This is a genomic window from Nanhaiella sioensis (assembly GCF_046557775.1).
GTDB lineage: Bacteria > Bacillota > Bacilli > Bacillales > SM2101 > Nanhaiella > Nanhaiella sioensis.
On sequence record NZ_JBKAEG010000001.1, the window covers coordinates 4,318,786 to 4,334,660 of the forward strand.

General features: G+C 32.2%; 16 protein-coding genes and 2 pseudogenes. 13 read left to right on the plus strand and 5 right to left on the minus strand.

Features of this window, described 5'->3' with window-relative positions; all coding sequences use genetic code 11:
* Positions 1 to 536 precede the first annotated feature (536 nt).
* The 3 genes and pseudogenes from V1503_RS20375 to V1503_RS20385 all read left to right on the plus strand — a co-directional run bounded on the left by V1503_RS20375 (position 537) and on the right by V1503_RS20385 (position 3,619).
* Positions 537 to 2,271, plus strand: a pseudogene (locus V1503_RS20375) (reverse transcriptase/maturase family protein).
* 204 nt (positions 2,272 to 2,475) lie between these two features.
* Positions 2,476 to 2,727, plus strand: coding sequence for a hypothetical protein (locus tag V1503_RS20380; RefSeq protein WP_410628952.1), 252 nt, complete (start codon positions 2,476 to 2,478; stop codon positions 2,725 to 2,727).
* 718 nt (positions 2,728 to 3,445) lie between these two features.
* Positions 3,446 to 3,619, plus strand: a complete 174-nt coding sequence (locus V1503_RS20385; protein ID WP_320256987.1) for a hypothetical protein — start codon at positions 3,446 to 3,448, stop codon at positions 3,617 to 3,619.
* 1,197 nt (positions 3,620 to 4,816) lie between these two features.
* Here the strand turns inward: V1503_RS20385 and V1503_RS20390 are convergent.
* Together V1503_RS20390 and V1503_RS20395 are read right to left on the minus strand one after the other, a co-directional pair.
* Positions 4,817 to 5,614, minus strand: coding sequence for an alpha/beta fold hydrolase (locus tag V1503_RS20390; RefSeq protein WP_410628953.1), 798 nt, complete (start codon positions 5,612 to 5,614; stop codon positions 4,817 to 4,819).
* Positions 5,607 to 6,149 carry a PadR family transcriptional regulator gene (locus V1503_RS20395; protein WP_410628954.1) on the minus strand — a complete coding sequence of 181 codons (543 nt, stop codon included), beginning with the start codon at positions 6,147 to 6,149 and terminating at the stop codon, positions 5,607 to 5,609. Before V1503_RS20395 ends, V1503_RS20390 begins: the two co-directional genes overlap by 8 nt.
* Before the next feature lie 516 nt (positions 6,150 to 6,665).
* Here V1503_RS20395 and V1503_RS20400 point away from each other — a divergent pair.
* The 5 genes from V1503_RS20400 (at position 6,666) to V1503_RS20420 (ending at position 9,856) form a co-directional block, all read left to right on the plus strand.
* A complete protein-coding gene (locus V1503_RS20400; protein ID WP_410628955.1) occupies positions 6,666 to 7,115 on the plus strand; it encodes a hypothetical protein in 450 nt (149 codons plus the stop codon).
* Positions 7,116 to 7,454: 339 nt separating this feature from the next.
* Positions 7,455 to 7,802, plus strand: a complete 348-nt coding sequence (locus V1503_RS20405) for a short-chain dehydrogenase (protein WP_410628956.1) — start codon at positions 7,455 to 7,457, stop codon at positions 7,800 to 7,802.
* 175 nt (positions 7,803 to 7,977) lie between these two features.
* A complete protein-coding gene (locus V1503_RS20410) occupies positions 7,978 to 8,394 on the plus strand; it encodes a hypothetical protein (protein WP_410628957.1) in 417 nt (138 codons plus the stop codon).
* Between the two features lie 230 nt (positions 8,395 to 8,624).
* Positions 8,625 to 9,020: an NUDIX hydrolase gene (locus tag V1503_RS20415; protein WP_410628958.1), complete on the plus strand. Its 396-nt coding sequence runs from the start codon at positions 8,625 to 8,627 to the stop codon at positions 9,018 to 9,020.
* A gap of 68 nt (positions 9,021 to 9,088) precedes the next feature.
* Complete coding sequence (locus V1503_RS20420; RefSeq protein WP_410629481.1) at positions 9,089 to 9,856, plus strand: kanamycin nucleotidyltransferase C-terminal domain-containing protein; 768 nt, start codon at positions 9,089 to 9,091, stop codon at positions 9,854 to 9,856.
* A 284-nt stretch (positions 9,857 to 10,140) separates the two neighbouring features.
* On the opposite strand, the gene V1503_RS20425 is transcribed toward V1503_RS20420, so the two are convergent.
* The gene (locus tag V1503_RS20425; RefSeq protein ID WP_410628959.1) at positions 10,141 to 10,584 is read right to left on the minus strand and encodes a DUF3888 domain-containing protein; all 444 of its coding nucleotides are present in this window, start codon (positions 10,582 to 10,584) and stop codon (positions 10,141 to 10,143) included.
* A gap of 365 nt (positions 10,585 to 10,949) precedes the next feature.
* On the opposite strand from V1503_RS20425, the pseudogene V1503_RS20430 reads away from it, so the two are divergent.
* From V1503_RS20430 to V1503_RS20450, 5 genes and pseudogenes are all read left to right on the plus strand, one after another.
* Positions 10,950 to 11,859: pseudogene (locus tag V1503_RS20430) on the plus strand (tetratricopeptide repeat protein).
* Between the two features lie 428 nt (positions 11,860 to 12,287).
* The gene (locus tag V1503_RS20435; RefSeq protein WP_410628960.1) at positions 12,288 to 12,413 is read left to right on the plus strand and encodes a CD1375 family protein; all 126 of its coding nucleotides are present in this window, start codon (positions 12,288 to 12,290) and stop codon (positions 12,411 to 12,413) included.
* Positions 12,414 to 12,453: 40 nt separating this feature from the next.
* On the plus strand, positions 12,454 to 12,591 hold the full coding sequence (locus V1503_RS20440; protein WP_410628961.1) for a CD1375 family protein: 138 nt from the start codon (positions 12,454 to 12,456) through the stop codon (positions 12,589 to 12,591).
* A 334-nt stretch (positions 12,592 to 12,925) separates the two neighbouring features.
* Positions 12,926 to 13,069, plus strand: coding sequence for a sporulation protein YjcZ (locus tag V1503_RS20445; protein WP_410628962.1), 144 nt, complete (start codon positions 12,926 to 12,928; stop codon positions 13,067 to 13,069).
* A gap of 162 nt (positions 13,070 to 13,231) precedes the next feature.
* A complete protein-coding gene (locus tag V1503_RS20450; RefSeq protein WP_410628963.1) occupies positions 13,232 to 13,561 on the plus strand; it encodes a hypothetical protein in 330 nt (109 codons plus the stop codon).
* A 308-nt stretch (positions 13,562 to 13,869) separates the two neighbouring features.
* On the opposite strand, the gene V1503_RS20455 is transcribed toward V1503_RS20450, so the two are convergent.
* Positions 13,870 to 14,457, minus strand: coding sequence for an RNA-binding protein (locus V1503_RS20455; RefSeq protein WP_410628964.1), 588 nt, complete (start codon positions 14,455 to 14,457; stop codon positions 13,870 to 13,872).
* A 900-nt stretch (positions 14,458 to 15,357) separates the two neighbouring features.
* Complete coding sequence (locus tag V1503_RS20460; protein ID WP_410628965.1) at positions 15,358 to 15,813, minus strand: hypothetical protein; 456 nt, start codon at positions 15,811 to 15,813, stop codon at positions 15,358 to 15,360.
* Positions 15,814 to 15,875: the final 62 nt, after the last annotated feature.

Here is a 15,875-nt window from a genome sequence, read left to right on the forward strand (position 1 = left end):
GCGCCCATAAGGGTGGATAAAGATTCATTATATAGCATTAATGTAGGTCAAATCCAAAACTAAAACCTATCGCCACCCAACTTATCCGAAAGGGAAACCAGACGGGGAGTGTAGCATGTTGGGAAAGCCATAAGTTAACGAGTTACCACGTTACGACTGAATGGCAAGGCGAAAAGCTGTAATAAGGATGAAAGCTAAACTGCTTGAATGACAGCTCAAGGGCGAAAATTACTGCGTATAGCGTAAGGTAGCTAACTGCTATAAGGGGAATGAGCTTGTGATGAGGCTTAGCACAAGAACGATTTGGATATTTCCCTACCATCCACTATCAGTGAGAAAAGAGTGAAAATCACATCCGATAATACAGTATGCCATCTTTTTTCCATCTAAATGGGGATTACCTAAGTCGGGATGCCCGTACGGGCTATAACAATTTGCGTTTGAATACTCGATACGGTAACGGAGTCCTCGTAGTAGTCCGAGCTAGGGAAAGCCTATCAATTTTAACTCCAACTTGGGAAGGTGCGTGAGGCACTATGAGAAATCCAACAGTAGTGTTAAATAATCTAACAAAAAAATCAAGAGAGCAAACATACACATTTAAACGCTTATACAGAAATTTATACAATCGAGAGTTTTACCTCAAAGCGTACCAAAAAATCTACGCTAACGAGGGAAACATGACTTCAGGTACGGATGGGAAAACCGTAGATGGAATGAGTCTAGAAAGAATTGATAAGATAATTGATTCAATCAAAACTCAATCCTTTAAGCCGAATCCAGCTAAAAGAACTTACATTCCTAAGAGTAATAGTGGGAAAAGACCGTTAGGTATTCCTTCTAGTGACGATAAACTTGTACAAGAAGTGCTTAGAGACATTCTTGAAGCCATATACGAACCAAGGTTTTCCGATAAATCTCATGGATTTAGACCAAAAAAGAGTTGTCATTCAGCATTATTACAAACAAAGGCAATTTTTAATGGAACGAAGTGGTTTGTTGAAGGGGATATAAAGGGATTCTTTGACAACATTCATCACCACACTCTTATCAGTATTCTAAGAAAAACGATAAAGGACGAGAAAGTAATAAATTTAATATGGAAATTTCTCAAGGCAGGTTATCTTGAGGACTGGAAATTCCATAAATCGTTCAGTGGCACGCCTCAAGGAGGAATAATCAGCCCGATACTGTCTAACATTTATCTTAATGAGTCGGATGAATTTATGAACAGGTATAAAGAAGAATTTGACAAGGGTGTTAAAAGAACAAAGAATCCACAGTATTTCAGAATCTACAAGAGAATTTACACCATAAGGAAAGTATTGGATAAATCTAATCTCACAGACAAAAAGAGAAAAAATTATCTGACCACAACAAAAGCATTATGACTTCATCATCAGCATTAATGGTAACAAGAAAGATGCGGAAAAGGTGAAAGCAGACCTCACGGTCTTTCTTAAAGAGAATCTAAGTCTAGAGTTATCGCAAGAAAAGACACTAATTACGCATAACACAAAAAAAGCTAGATTCCTTGGTTACGACATCAAAATCTCACAAGATAAATCATTCCAAAGAAACAAGGAATGGAAAAGCAATCATCCAAAGAGAAGTGTAAAAGGGAAATGTTTTCTATTAATGCCTACTGAAAAGTGGATAAAGAAACTGTTAGAAATGAAAGCACTAAAAATCGACGAAAATGGAAAATGGCAATCTACTCATAGAACCTATCTTGCCCATCTAGATGACTTGGAAATACTAAGTGTCTATAACAGCGAAGTAACTGGTTTATATAATTACTACAAATTAGCAGACAATGTAAGTAACCTACACAGGTTTTTACACATTATGAAATTCAGTATGTTTAAAACCTTTGGAAATAAATACAAAACCAGTGTTCCAAAAGTTATTGATAAATACTACGAAAACGGAGTTTTCGTAATAGCGTATGAAACTAAAAAAGGCACTAGATGTAGGGAGTTCTATAATAAAGGTTTTTATAAATCTGTAACCCCACTTAATACAAAAGTGGACGAATTACCAAACACATTAATCTACTCTTCGAGAAATAGCCTTATAAAGCGTTTGTTAGCTAATAAATGTGAATGGTGTGGAAAGGAAAATGTTCCTATCGAAATTCATCATGTCAAAAAGGTTAAAGACCTAAAAGGAAAAAAAAGATGGGAACAGATCATGATTGCAAGGAAAAGAAAAACATTAGCAATGTGCGTTCCATGCCATAAGAAACTCCATGCAGGAAAGTTAGATTGATAGGTGGAGAGCCGTATACATTGAGAGGTGTACGTACGGTTCGGAGGGGAGCGTTTGGAAACCTATCGTATAAATACGTCAAGGCGCTGGGCGCTTACCCTACTACTAGAGATATAAGAAATGTGTGTGAAAACATGGACATGTCTCTATTCATCGGGATTTTAAAAAACATACTTATTTTATTAAAATGATGGAGGTGATAATGTGTCTCAAGGTTGCGGATGCAGTCCAATTACCGAATTTAATACATGTGATTGTTGTACTAACGGTATGATCACAGAAATTAACGATAATTTTATGGCTATGGATACAATTAATATTTCTACAAATAGTGGTGATGAACTTAATAATCATACTTTTATTGAGATATCAAACAGTGTATTAAAAACAGAGTCAAACAATGGGAATTTATTTTTAACCAACATATGTAACATATCATTTGTAGAAAAACCATAAATGAAGAATTTGTAAATCTTATATACCTCCCTTTCCGTTCGAGGCATAAGGATAACCCAGGGAGGTTTGAGGGAATGTGATGAGTCTCCGTACATAATATTTTATTCGGACTTTATGTATAAGTTATGTGCGAATGTACTAGAAGATAAATAATTTTATAGAAAAAATAAGCATTGTGAAAAATGAAAAAATTCCTCCATACTCAGAAGCGGAAGGAGAGTACAGAGGAATCGCCATAACAAATCTTTAAAATTCTCCCTGTCTGTTCGTAAAAGGAGGATACAGGAAGAGAGTGATAATTATGGTGTACTTCTATGTTATGTAAGATTCTTACTTAAGCTTGTATTAATGTGCTAAGACAAATTAATTATTTTTATAAGACTTAATAAGCATGGAGTCGATTAAAAATAAAACCTCTCTATCCTTGACCGGTGGACGCGGAGGAAGTAGAGAGGCATTATTTGAAAAAAAGGAGATACGACACTATATGTTTATGCAAATATAAAACTGGGAGATTGGATATTTGTCATATAGCGTTTAAAATATGTAACCTCCCTGTTTCGATCAGTAAAGGAGGCATGCCCAGGGAGGTTTATATGAGTGTAGTTGGCCGTACATTATGTTATGCAAATTATTTATGTATGTACTAGGTAATACATACAAGTTTTTTTAAGACTTAATAGCAATTATGTCCATTAGCGAAAGGAGATACGAGGTTGTGAGTAGTAAAGTAAATAAACTTTTGGACAGAGCAGGGCTATGGGAAACATGGTCAAAACGAGCTGAAGCAAAAGGTGATTATGATCGGGCAGGAAATCTTAGAACAAAAGCACTTCAATTGAAAGCTGAAGCACGTCGGATTGAAGAAAAAAATAAAGCTAAGGAAACTTAATGATAGTTATGTTTCCCACCAGAAAATTCTTTATCTAATAAATGAAAAGAGCGGGGATCAAAAAGAAAACAAACAAGGTGATAGATATTAAGGAAATCCCAAATGCTGGACTGACATTTTTCTTCATTATGCCTAGTTTCTTTAGAATAAGATAAACAACTCCAACGGCTAATATTAAATATATTTCTTCATACTTTGGTGAGAAATAATGAACAACATTGCCAAAAAGTAAAACTATTAGAAGAAACAAAGGAAATTCAAGTTTCATATTTATCACCTCTAGTTTAGTTATAAGGTAATTTTACCAAAATGTTTAGTAAACACAAGGTAAGATGTGGTTAGCAAAAACCAGGGAAACCCTGGTCATTGCACATTTAAAACAAAAATATTGCTATTATCATAACGAATGTTCCCTTTGTTACACGTTATTAAATCGTGACACTTAGGACATGTGACGGTGTTTCCTATCATCATAGAAGAATCAAATGATTTGATATTATTATAAATCTTAATTGGTGAAGCAAACCAGAAGTTACACTCTTGGCAATAAATTTCAAATGAATTTATATCATTCATGTAGTCACCTCCGTGTTTAATGTATTCTTTGTTTTTACAATAAATACCTTTTATGGAATGTGAAAATACGGTGACATAAGTAAACACAAGATAGATTGTGATTGATAGGGGGATGTTCAGAAGATAAAAGAATAAGAGATTAAATGTACAATATGTTAAATTCACCTAATGTTACTCGACAATATGGCGAATATCTGAAATATAGATATGTGCCGTTATTCATTTTAGGGCCATATTGTTAAACAACAAATATTTTGGATTTATACATTTTTGCTCGTATAAGGATGAACATATTTGATTTTAACCCTTTCAACATTAGATAATGGTAGTTTATTACAACTTAACATGGATCCTCTACGGGCATGACTATACCGCCAAAAACTCAGTCGTATCAAGGAATGGTTAGCCGAAGGCTATCATGCCCGTCACTCCATATAAAGTTTGTAATAAAACAGGATGACAAAAATGTACATTCTTAAGCAATCATTTTTGTACATGCTTAATTTAGCATTTATACGCGTCCCCACTACGAGAAAAAAGACACCCAATAGGTGTCTTTTTTGTTTTGTGTGAAAGGGAATAAAGAGAACGATCAGGGTTCAGACCGACCGCACAGTGTTATCATTGTATATTTCTCATTTTAATAAAATTTGTTAAAACCTTATTAAATTCCTCTGGCTGTTCCATATTCACACAATGCCCTGCATCTTTGACAATATGGAGCTTTGATCCTAGGCTTTGTTTATTCCAAAATTTTGCGTGGTTTATACCCTTCTCCAAATCATGTTCTCCATAAACGATAAGCAAAGGATAGGGAACTGGCTCATCAGATTTGATCAATATTTTCTGCATGCCTTGCATGTATTTAAGGGACTTTCTCGTGATGTGTTTGCTTGATTTATAAAAACGATCATAAGCATGCTTTTTATAGGTTGAAGCTTCAGCAACATAACGCCTAAAACCTTCCATATTAAATAATACTTTAAAAACCCAGCTTAAGATTTCCTTCTTTTGTGCTTTCAAGATTCCTTTGTTGTAATTATGAATACTATAACCACCAACTACTGTAACAGTTTTGACAAGGGTAGGATGTTTTGCGGCAAACCCTTGGGCAACTAAAGAACCTAAAGATACACCTACGATGTGACAGTGTTTCATATTATTTTCATCCATAATTTCCTTCACATGTTGTATCGTAGTTCCAATATCATCAGATGTTTTTTTAGGCTGAGACTTACCATGACCGATCATGTCTAGAGCAATAATATTGTATTGGTCAGACAAGGAAGTGAATTGATCTACGAATGTAGTGTGGTCACTAAAAGCTGGATGTAGGAAGATAATCGTTTCCTTTTTGTTTAATCCACTTGTGTAGTAATACAATTCGTATTCATTATAGTTTAATGTTTTCTCATTCATTTTGCTCTCCTTTCATTTTTACTAAGAGTTCCTCATAAAAAGCCAAGTCAAATGCGTAATGCCTTATGGCATAGTCCAAAGTTTCAAATTGATATTTTGCGATCTCACCATATCCATCTGGTATGTTATTATCCAATGTTTTAGATTGATAAGCTGTATAATTGTGTATTTTTTCTCTTAACACATTTGTATACTTTTCCAATAAATCAATACGTTTTTCATTTTCTAAGAAACCATAAAAATAAAGCTTTAATAATCCATCATCTTTTGGAGAATCAATGTCTATCTCTGAGCTAAGCCAAGAAATAAAACTTTCTTTTCCCTTTGCTGTTAGATGATATATTTTTTTTGCTCTTCCGTTTTCAATACATTCTGTGTAAGTAATCGTCTCTTCCTTCAAAAGTTTTTTAATGGCATTTTGAATGCTACCATAACTTGCAGCATAAAAAGGTGAAACTTCTCTTTCGAGAATATTTTTAATATCATAAACAGTCAAATTTCTTAGCATTAAGAGTCCTAATATTACATAAATCATACATAACCACCCTTTTAGGTATATACCTAAAGGTAATATAAAATGGAATAAAAATCAAGTTTATAATTTAAAACAGAAGTAGGTTATTTCGGTCAGTTTTGCGGAAGTTTCATACCACCTGAGTTGCAGGAGGTATTGAACTATTTAGCAGAACAGTTTTTGAAATTTAAGGATTAGCCGGATTTCAACGAGGAATTTAAATATTACTTGAAGGAATATGTGAAATTTGTGCCCAACACTCCATATAAAACCTCCTAAACTATTAGTTCACCCCACACAATTTGGCGAGGAAGCGAACATTTTATATATAGTCAACAAACTTAGGAGAAGTAGTAAACCATTGAGTAGTGGGTTTACTACTTATTTTTATATTTTATGGGGTTGTAGAATTTCGAGAGTAATAAAGAATTTGTTATTCTCGAATGGCATATAGGATTAAGTTTAATAAATAGAATTGAAATTATTACAAATAGTGTAAATACTTTAATGGTGTGTTTCAATATATTATAAATTGTGATGGACTATACAAAATATCATACTCTTCAGTTAAGGGGGGATATCGGTGCAGACCCAATATTTGATGATTTGAGATATAACATTGGAAAAGATTATGTACATGTATCATATGTAGATGATGGGTATGGTACCTCAGAAGAATTGTTAAGATCAGCTTGGATTAGTTATAATCCTACAAAAAATTTAACGACAGGCTATCATCATGAGCAGGCTTTGGTCATATACGCTTTTAATCCTAACCTACTCAACAGAGATTACCCTTGGATTTCAGAAGCTACATTAAGGGGAGAAAGTGCAAAAGTAGATTATGGATATATGACAGTTGAAACCTTTACAGATGATTATTTAATCGAGTTTAAGCTAAAAGATATCCCAGGGTATTTTAATGCAGTTGCAGGTCATAAATATGGTTACCCAAAAATAGAGGTTGACCCGAAACCAATAAACTAATCTAAACAGGGGAGTACTAGTTGCTCCCTTTTGTTGTGTTGATCTTCCACAATATGGCGCAAATCTGATATATAAAGATATGCGTCTTTTTTATTCTTCGAGTAATTATTTTTGAATAACGAAGATGTGGATTTGTACTAAAATTAGAAAATAGTGTGAATACATATGTACTTTTTCTAAAGAGTAGGATAGTTTAGGAATGAAGTACAGATAGTAGGGGAATTATTTAGTTCTAAAGTAAAAGCAGCTTAGTGAATGAATAAGTACCAAATAACAGAAAAACAGATGTGCGTAGTTATTTAAGTAACAAATTATTTAAAATAGGAGGGGTTGAATATTATGGCGTGTATCCATGAGTTTGGCATTATCGATAATTTTAATGTTAGACAAGATTATAACTACTATGATCCAAAAGAATATAATTGTATTGCAGTTGATGATGATCTCATTAATGACCTTTCAAAGAACTTAAACATAATGAAGAGTTACTTCCATTCATATACAAGGCCAGAATATGGTCTTGCCTATTGGGGAATTACTATTATTCCGCCTGAATCTCTGTCTCTATTTTATGATGTTGTTGTATCTTCCCCAAACTTCAAAAAATCAGATGAACTAGCAAAATTGGCAGCAAAAATTACTCAATCAAAAGAAGAAAAGAAATATATGATACATTTTGGGATATAGAAAATCGATTTGTTCAAGTAACAAAGAAGTTGAATAATAATAAAGTAGTCTTGAGCAAACTGGCGCAAGAAGCTAGTAAAGGCTATCTGGAATACGTTAAGGATAGTTTTCTATAAAGGAAACACAAGTGATATTGTATTTACTAGTGAACTAAATTAGATAAGGGGGAATTACTATGCTAGAACACGAAAGTTATTCATTTAGGCGTTTATTTTTAAATCGAAATATTGAATTCTTTTTTATTCTAGGAGTAAATGACTCAGATGAATTTGATGAATATTGGGACGGAAGAATTACAGAAGTGATAGGTTATACTGTGATTTACATTGATTTTGAAACAAATAAGCAAAAGAATTTCATATATTTAATTGATAAGGATAATAGAAAATATGATAATGCAATTAAATATACAAAGCAATTCATCGCACAAATGACTTTATGTGAAGGACTTTCATTATCTGAAGGATTTTCCGCTAGGGAAAACTTTAAAATTATAAAAACAGAAATAAATGGTAAATTGGTGTCAAAACCATATAAAGACTTTATAAAGACCATTGTGAAAAATGAAATTCCTGAGTATGTTTTGGAGTAGAGTCCCAGAAATACAGATTTCAACGTTAAGCAGTAATTCATAGTAAAAAACTTATTGTTTTGTAGAATTGTTATTAAACACATTGTTTAATGAGTCTATTAGTATTTTCTAATGCCTAATCAATCAGAGAATTGTTATTTCACAATATGGCGCGATGATATAATATCATTGCGTTTTGTTTGATTAAATTATGATGTAGCTGTTAATAGATATTTAGCATGGAGGGAAATATGAGAAATAGAGGCTCGGTAGTTTTAATTGATAATAAAAAAGTATGTCTTATTAAGAGAGTTGTTGGAGATTCAGTTTATTATGTTTTCCCTGGTGGAGGAATAGAAAGTGGAGAGACACCTGAAGATGGAGCAAAAAGAGAAGCTCTAGAGGAGTTGGGTGTAACGGTTAATATAAATGAATGCTTTGCAAAAGTTAAATATAATGGTACACAATACTTTTTCCTTGCTGAGATAACAGAAGGGAAATTTGGTACAGGGGAAGGTATAGAATATAAAGATAAGAATAGAAATCGAGGAACTTATCTTCCTATGTGGATTGAAATAAATCAGTTATCATCAGTTGATGTTAAACCAATAGAAGTTGCTACTAAAATTCAATCGGTATTCAACTAAATGGTGCGATTCTGTCAAAAGAAAAACGGTTTATGTTGCCGATGATAGTATACATTTTTTTGAAAGGCGTGGATAAATTGAACAGTTGGCAACCTAATAAATTCAATACTCAGGATAGATTTCAAATTGCTGAAGAAATATACAACGAGTTATTAAGCAAGTATAAAGATAACCTTATTTCAGTTGCAATTGAGGGTTCCACAGCAAAGGGAATGGATTGTCCCGAATCAGACTTAGAATTAAGAGTGATTGTAAAGGAACGAGAAAGCGGCTGGTACCCATTTTTTTATAAAGGAATGTTTGTGGGAATAAGTTTTAGTACCATAGAAAATATGAAGTCAAAAGCTAAGAATATTGATATTGAATGGTCAGTAAAAAGTGATTCTCTTTTCACATGTAAAGTAATATATGATCCAACCAATCTATATGAAAATCTAAGGGAAAATGCAAAAGAAGTAGAAGAGCAAGCTGATTTTGATATGTTAATAAAAGATGCAATGGCTGACATGTTTGAACATGTATATAAAGTTTTTACTTTGAAAGATACTGATACAATGCTTGCTGCCCAAGAAGCAAGACAGGTTGCTTATTGGGCAACAATCTGCGTCGGATTAAAAAATAAGCACAAATTTTTATCCAGTCGGACAATGTATAATGATAGTTTTAAATTAAATTCATTACCCCATCGGTTTGAACAAAATATTCGTCGGATATTATCCCTAAATACTGATGTGCAAACCTTAAAAAATAATGTAGGTGAATTATGGGCATCAACTCATAGTTGGGCTGATAAATTTGACGTAAGACTTGAAAAAATGGATTTGTCTTTTTTGTAAATTTGAGGTGGTAGAGAAAGAAAAAGTCTGGATTTTCAGATATCTATTCTTCAAATAAAGGGTTGCTTTTATGTGATAGATGTGCTATATAACATTCGTAGGTTGATCTTCTTCCACACTATGGCGCTTTTCGGAAATGATACTGGAGAGCGTCTTTCAGTATGTTTTGAGGAATATGTTTAACCAAGATATTTTGTAACCTCAATGGACATTGTGGTTTCATGAAGTTATAGTTATTTTTATTATAATTTAGCTTTTTCTACACATTATCTGGACCACTTACTTTATAAAGGTAATTCCTTTATTATTATATCTTGCCAATGGGGAGGCAACTTGTGAGTCTCTATATGTTTAAAGTCTTTCATCTTAACATTACCGCTAGAAATGTAAAATGTTAATTGATCTTTTCCAACTGAAATATGTGCTCCGACAACCGGTGTTACTTCAATAGTGATTAAAAATTCAAATCGTCGATATCCTCCTATCCTTTCCATCTTTGCAATTTGTATCTGGTATGGATAAACTGTGGTGTTAGTTTTGAGATAATCTTTGTAATAATTATTAACAGCTTTATTAATATCAGGTAATAGTAAGGTTAAAAATAAATCCATCATCAGTTCTTCATTAGATTTTTTAACAGGATGGTAATAATTATCTTCAGCATAATTTGCAGTTGTGGGGATTAAAAATAGGACTAAAAGGAAAACTGAAATTAATTTTTTCTTCATTCTTTATACCACCTTTCTTACAAATATTATCCTCAAAAGGAATATGAAAATGTACTTAAATTTACATCTCATTATAAAGGATGTCTATACTGTAAGAAATGTTAGTTATTTCAGTTAGCTAGATTAATTAATGGAGCAAATAGCAAATTGTTATCTAAAAAAAATTAGCGCAAATCAGAAATAAATATAAGATGCTTTTCTTCATTATGTCTAGATTGTTTATTGAATAAGACAGTTTGTTACTTATGCTAAAATGAGAGTGATAAAGAAATGAACTTTGACTAACGGAGTAGGTTAGTGAAGTAAGATATGTTTTACAGAATTAAATTCTTTTCAGATAAATAATGTGGGATGGTGGAAGTTTTTTGAGTATTAATCAAGAAGCAATTAGGTTGCTAGAAGGAAATGAGTATGAAAATTCTCTTAAATTATTTAAAAAAGCAGTAGACGAAGCTAGAGATGTTCAATCATTGACAAACCTAGCCTGGATTTATTGTTATGAAGAATATAAAGATAATAAAGCACTTATATTATTAGATGAAGTTATAAGTTTAAACCCATCCTCTCACTTTCCCTATAATTTGTATGGTGAAATTTTACTAAGGCAAGAAAAATGGATTGAGGCAAAAGGTATTTTGCTTCAATCCATTAATATAAAGCCAACAATTAATGCTAATTATAACCTCGCAGTGGCTTGCTATCATCTTGGAGAAATTGAAAAAGCTTCTAAGTATTTTTTATTAGGTTCAGAGAGTTCGGATTATGCCATGTATAGCTATGTTTATTGTTTAATTAGACTAGGTGAAACAAAGATTGCAATTGAAACACTAGGAAAATTTAAGGAAGATGACGATGAATTTGTTGGTGAAATTGAAGTAGCTGATTTATATTTAGAACTAGAAATGTTTGATGAGGCTGCTAAATGGTTTGAATTGGAAGCGATACAGTAAAGATGTTAGATGGGTTAGTAGATTTATCTATACACTTTTAAAATTGAATAGGACAGACTTTATTGAGATATTTCAGGAGGTAATAAAAGAAAAAGAAAAAAATATAAAAGAGGAATCTAATGAGGAGTGTGATGAAGATTGGACAGAAGAAGAGAAACAGGATTATATAACAGAGCTTAATACTGAAAAAGCAGAATTTGAACAAATGTATAAAAAAATTATAAATGGATTTATCCCAGTAATGGAATTTGACACATCTGTTAAAACAGGTTGTTATCTATTTGGATGTAAGCGTCATAATCATCCTGAATACCAAGAATTATAGTTTTTCTAAACTTGTAACTCATTTTCAGTATATGTCCCTGTTGGCCAAAAAAAACTTCATTCTTCAACAATATGGCGCGAGAATGTAGTTAACGCTATCCAAACTGCCTTAAGAAAAAATCTATTAAAAATGGGCAATCAGGAAACTCACTGACCTCATAATACGATATGGCGCTGATCTGTAACTTAGATTAGTGCTTATTTAATTTATGGGCAGATTGTTGAAAAAGAAGTTGTATAAATTTTATAATTTTGAAATAATTGTTCACCAAAAGAGGTAGAGTAATATTTCCAAAAGATGTGTTCTATAATACTATTTGAAAATCACAGTGGGGCAGAAAATTTACAGATGAAAGAAGATCAAATAAACACAATGGATGCTCTAGCGTCAGTATATGAAGACGTCTTAGCGTTAGGGGGTGGGGGATGATGTTGATGTGGATTGATACTTATTACAAGCTAATTAAAGAGGGAAGAAGAACCATTGATCAAGTCCCTGAACATCTAAGAGCAGACGTACAAACTAAATTGGATGCTGATCATAATGCTGATTAAATTAGCCCTATTCATACTACGTATGAAGGGAGGTGAAGACATGGTTTATATTTATGTCGCTTTGATCGTTCATGGACGAAGAACCATTAATCAAGTCCCATCAATTTTACAATCTAAAGTCGAAGATCAGTTAAACGCATTATCATTAAATACGGATGGAACACCGATTCAAGAATAACGCCAAATTAGGCGTATTTTTTATGTCTTTTTTAGGGGGTGGAGAGATTGGAATTAAATTTCACCTTTCCGCTACTTTTTGTATGAAATGGTATAACAGCACATTTTCAAACAAGCAAGTCACGTGTCTATACCAAATGAAGCTACAGAAAATAGAATATATTAGCAGCCTACTATTGTGCACTCATAGAATTCCTCAACGGAAAACCTCACTATTTATGTAGTGGGGTTTTAATCTATGAAAAATGTGAGCTTGTATCAGAACATCAATCCAAGCAGTTTAGATTATCCTTTCATAATATATATTACATTATATATAGAAAGGAGGAATTCGAATGAGTGCTTATGGAAGACACTCTGGTAGTGGAGCTGCAATTGTATTAGTGTTATTTATTCTTTTAGTTATTATTCTTGTTGCTGCAAGTGGAAAATATTGTCCTGCTCAACAAAGGCTAATAGAACCCGACTGTCCTTGGTGACATAGCAAGGAAATATGAGACTTATACATTTAATATAGCTGCCTATGATATTTATGATGATGAATCTACAGGCATATCAAAGTCAGCTAGGAATTAGAAAAGTTAAATAAAGAAATAATGAGGGAATCTGATGAAATACTATACACAATGGGACTGTACGATTTGTTAAAAAAGTTCGGTAACCCCCAGGTCAGTGGAAGTTATTCTTTAAAAATAATGACCTGGAGAGATCTAGATATTTATCTCGAATCAGACACAATAAACGTCGATATGTTTTTTGAATTAGGCAAAGAAATTACACTAAAGTTAGAGCCATCTAAAATGAGCTTTAGAAATGAATTGATTGGACAAACGCCTCATTTACCAAGTGGTTTATATTGGGGTGTACATACAAACCTATTTGGACAGCAATGGAAAATTGATATTTGGACAATCTATTCAGAAGAAGTAAAAGAAAAGCAAAATGTTGTAAAAGAAATAAATGCAACTTGATGATTCTAATAGAAAAACTATATTAGAGTTAAAAAATCTTTTACATGACCACCCTAAGTATCGAAAAGTATTTTTTAGCGTTTACATATACAATGCTGTAATAAAAAGTAATATAACATCTATCCAAAGCTTCGAAAAATGGTTACATAAAAAGGATGGTATAAAATTATAAGTAATAGGGTTCATACACTAGATCGATTTTAACTCTTTGAATAGCACTTTGTATTGTAGTAAACACAATGATAGTTGTGTAGTGTTCTACTAAAAAAGACCCCCTTCCTACGAAGGGAAAATTATTAGGAATAATATTATGGAGTGCAATTACTTGTAGTTATTGTGATTTCCCATCCACCTGTGATACTGCCCGAATCTGCAATTTCGGTATCATCTACAAAGAGATTCCAAGTACCATTAGGGTTAATAAAATTAAAAACACTTAACATTGATCCACCTGGTTGATTCGAAGGCGCAGGAGGTGGTAAAACTGCTCCCTCGCCATTGTAGTTGGCTGGTTGAAATGTGCCTGATGAGAGTGCTGTAGCAAATGATGGTAAAATATTTGGTCCCATGTCATCAAGAGTTAGGATTATATTGTTGACAGTACTAGCATCACTGACATCTGCCATAATTGTTGCATTATTCCCATTTGGTGCAGCTACTAAGATATTAAGGTCGCGTGGGAAGGTATGACTTAAATTTATGAGTTTTACTGTTACTTTTATAATCTTATCTTGAAATCCAAAAACATTAATGGGGGATGGGTAAGGTGTTGCTGTTCCAATGTCAGGGATTTGAATAGGAGTCGTGTTTCTAAAAGTTCTTGTAGTAAATACACAATCTGATTTTAACTTTGGAGAACACCCGCAAAGTTTTGTTTTATAGATTTTATTTGACATAATAATCTCTCCTTCGAAATGTAGTGATAATATTAAATGTTAAAAGATGGAGATGTGTTTGGACTAAAGCAATATGATAATAGCGTTTAAAAATAACACCATCCAAAATAATTTTGAATGGTGTTCGAAGAGAAATTATGTCAGGTAAAACCTTATGTCTAAAGGATAAGTTTTGTTACTTCCAAATAAAGTTTTAATAAACACAAGATAGATTGTGTTTGATAGGGGGATATTAAGAAGAAAAATATGAGAGATTTAACAAACTAAATGTACAGCATGTTACATTCACCTAATGTTATTCAACAATATGGCGCTTGAATCGAATAAACATAGTTTGAATAACTTAGAATAGTTATATTATTATGAATGATTGTTTGGGAGAGGTGAAATAAATTAAAAAAGGCAGAATTTCTATAATAGGTGGAATAATAATAGGCTGTATTATTTCATATTTTACACTTGAATATGGTGGGTTGACTATTACTCATCATGATCGAAATGGAGATGTTGTAAAGGTGATGAAAGATTTAGACTATAATCTTGTTTTTAATACTTTATCGACGATACTGTTTACAATACTTATAATTTATCTAATTCTGTTCTTAGTTGAAAAAAAGGTTTTAAATAAGTAATCATAATTGCTAAGTATAAATAGAATAAAGGTCTCGTATATCTCTGAAATGAACTGGATGCATTTTTTGCCTTCGGGTGAAGTAATATATAATAAGTGATGATGAACAGATAAAATAAATGAAATCTGAATGGGAATTGGTACCGAAATCGATTTAAGATAGAATATCAGATTCCGTAAATATTACTCTGATGATTGTTTTAAATGAATAAGGAATTTTCAAGATAGGTATTCATAGAAAAGTACACTTGTGTATACTTTTCTTAATTTCATTTAATTAATTCTTCTACAATTGTTGATTCTCCAAATCCAGTTACTTTATATTTATGGCCATCATCTAATTGAAATACTATACCCAAAATCGATTTCTCATAACTATCTTTTCGGTCAATGCTCTCTTTAGTAAGACCATCTGAATCATAATGTACTTTACCTTCAATATTAATGAAATTCTCATTTTGATTTTCATTAATATTACTAATCTCATGATTTATCATTCTACCTTGTATCCATGCCCCTAATACTGGTTCAATGCTATTAGTATCAAAAACCATTCCCTCTTTGTAATATACAGTTATAGAATATTTTACGAATTGTTCACTAAAATCCTCATTACTCCCGTGTCCATAATAGAATTCATATATTCTAAAATCATCAAAGTCATTATAAGAGTTAGTACACGCTACCAGTATTATAATTTGTAAAATAATTATTATTCGCTTCATTTAATCACCCCATACCCTTATTATATTTGAATTTGCTAAAAAAAAATCTACATAATTCAAAA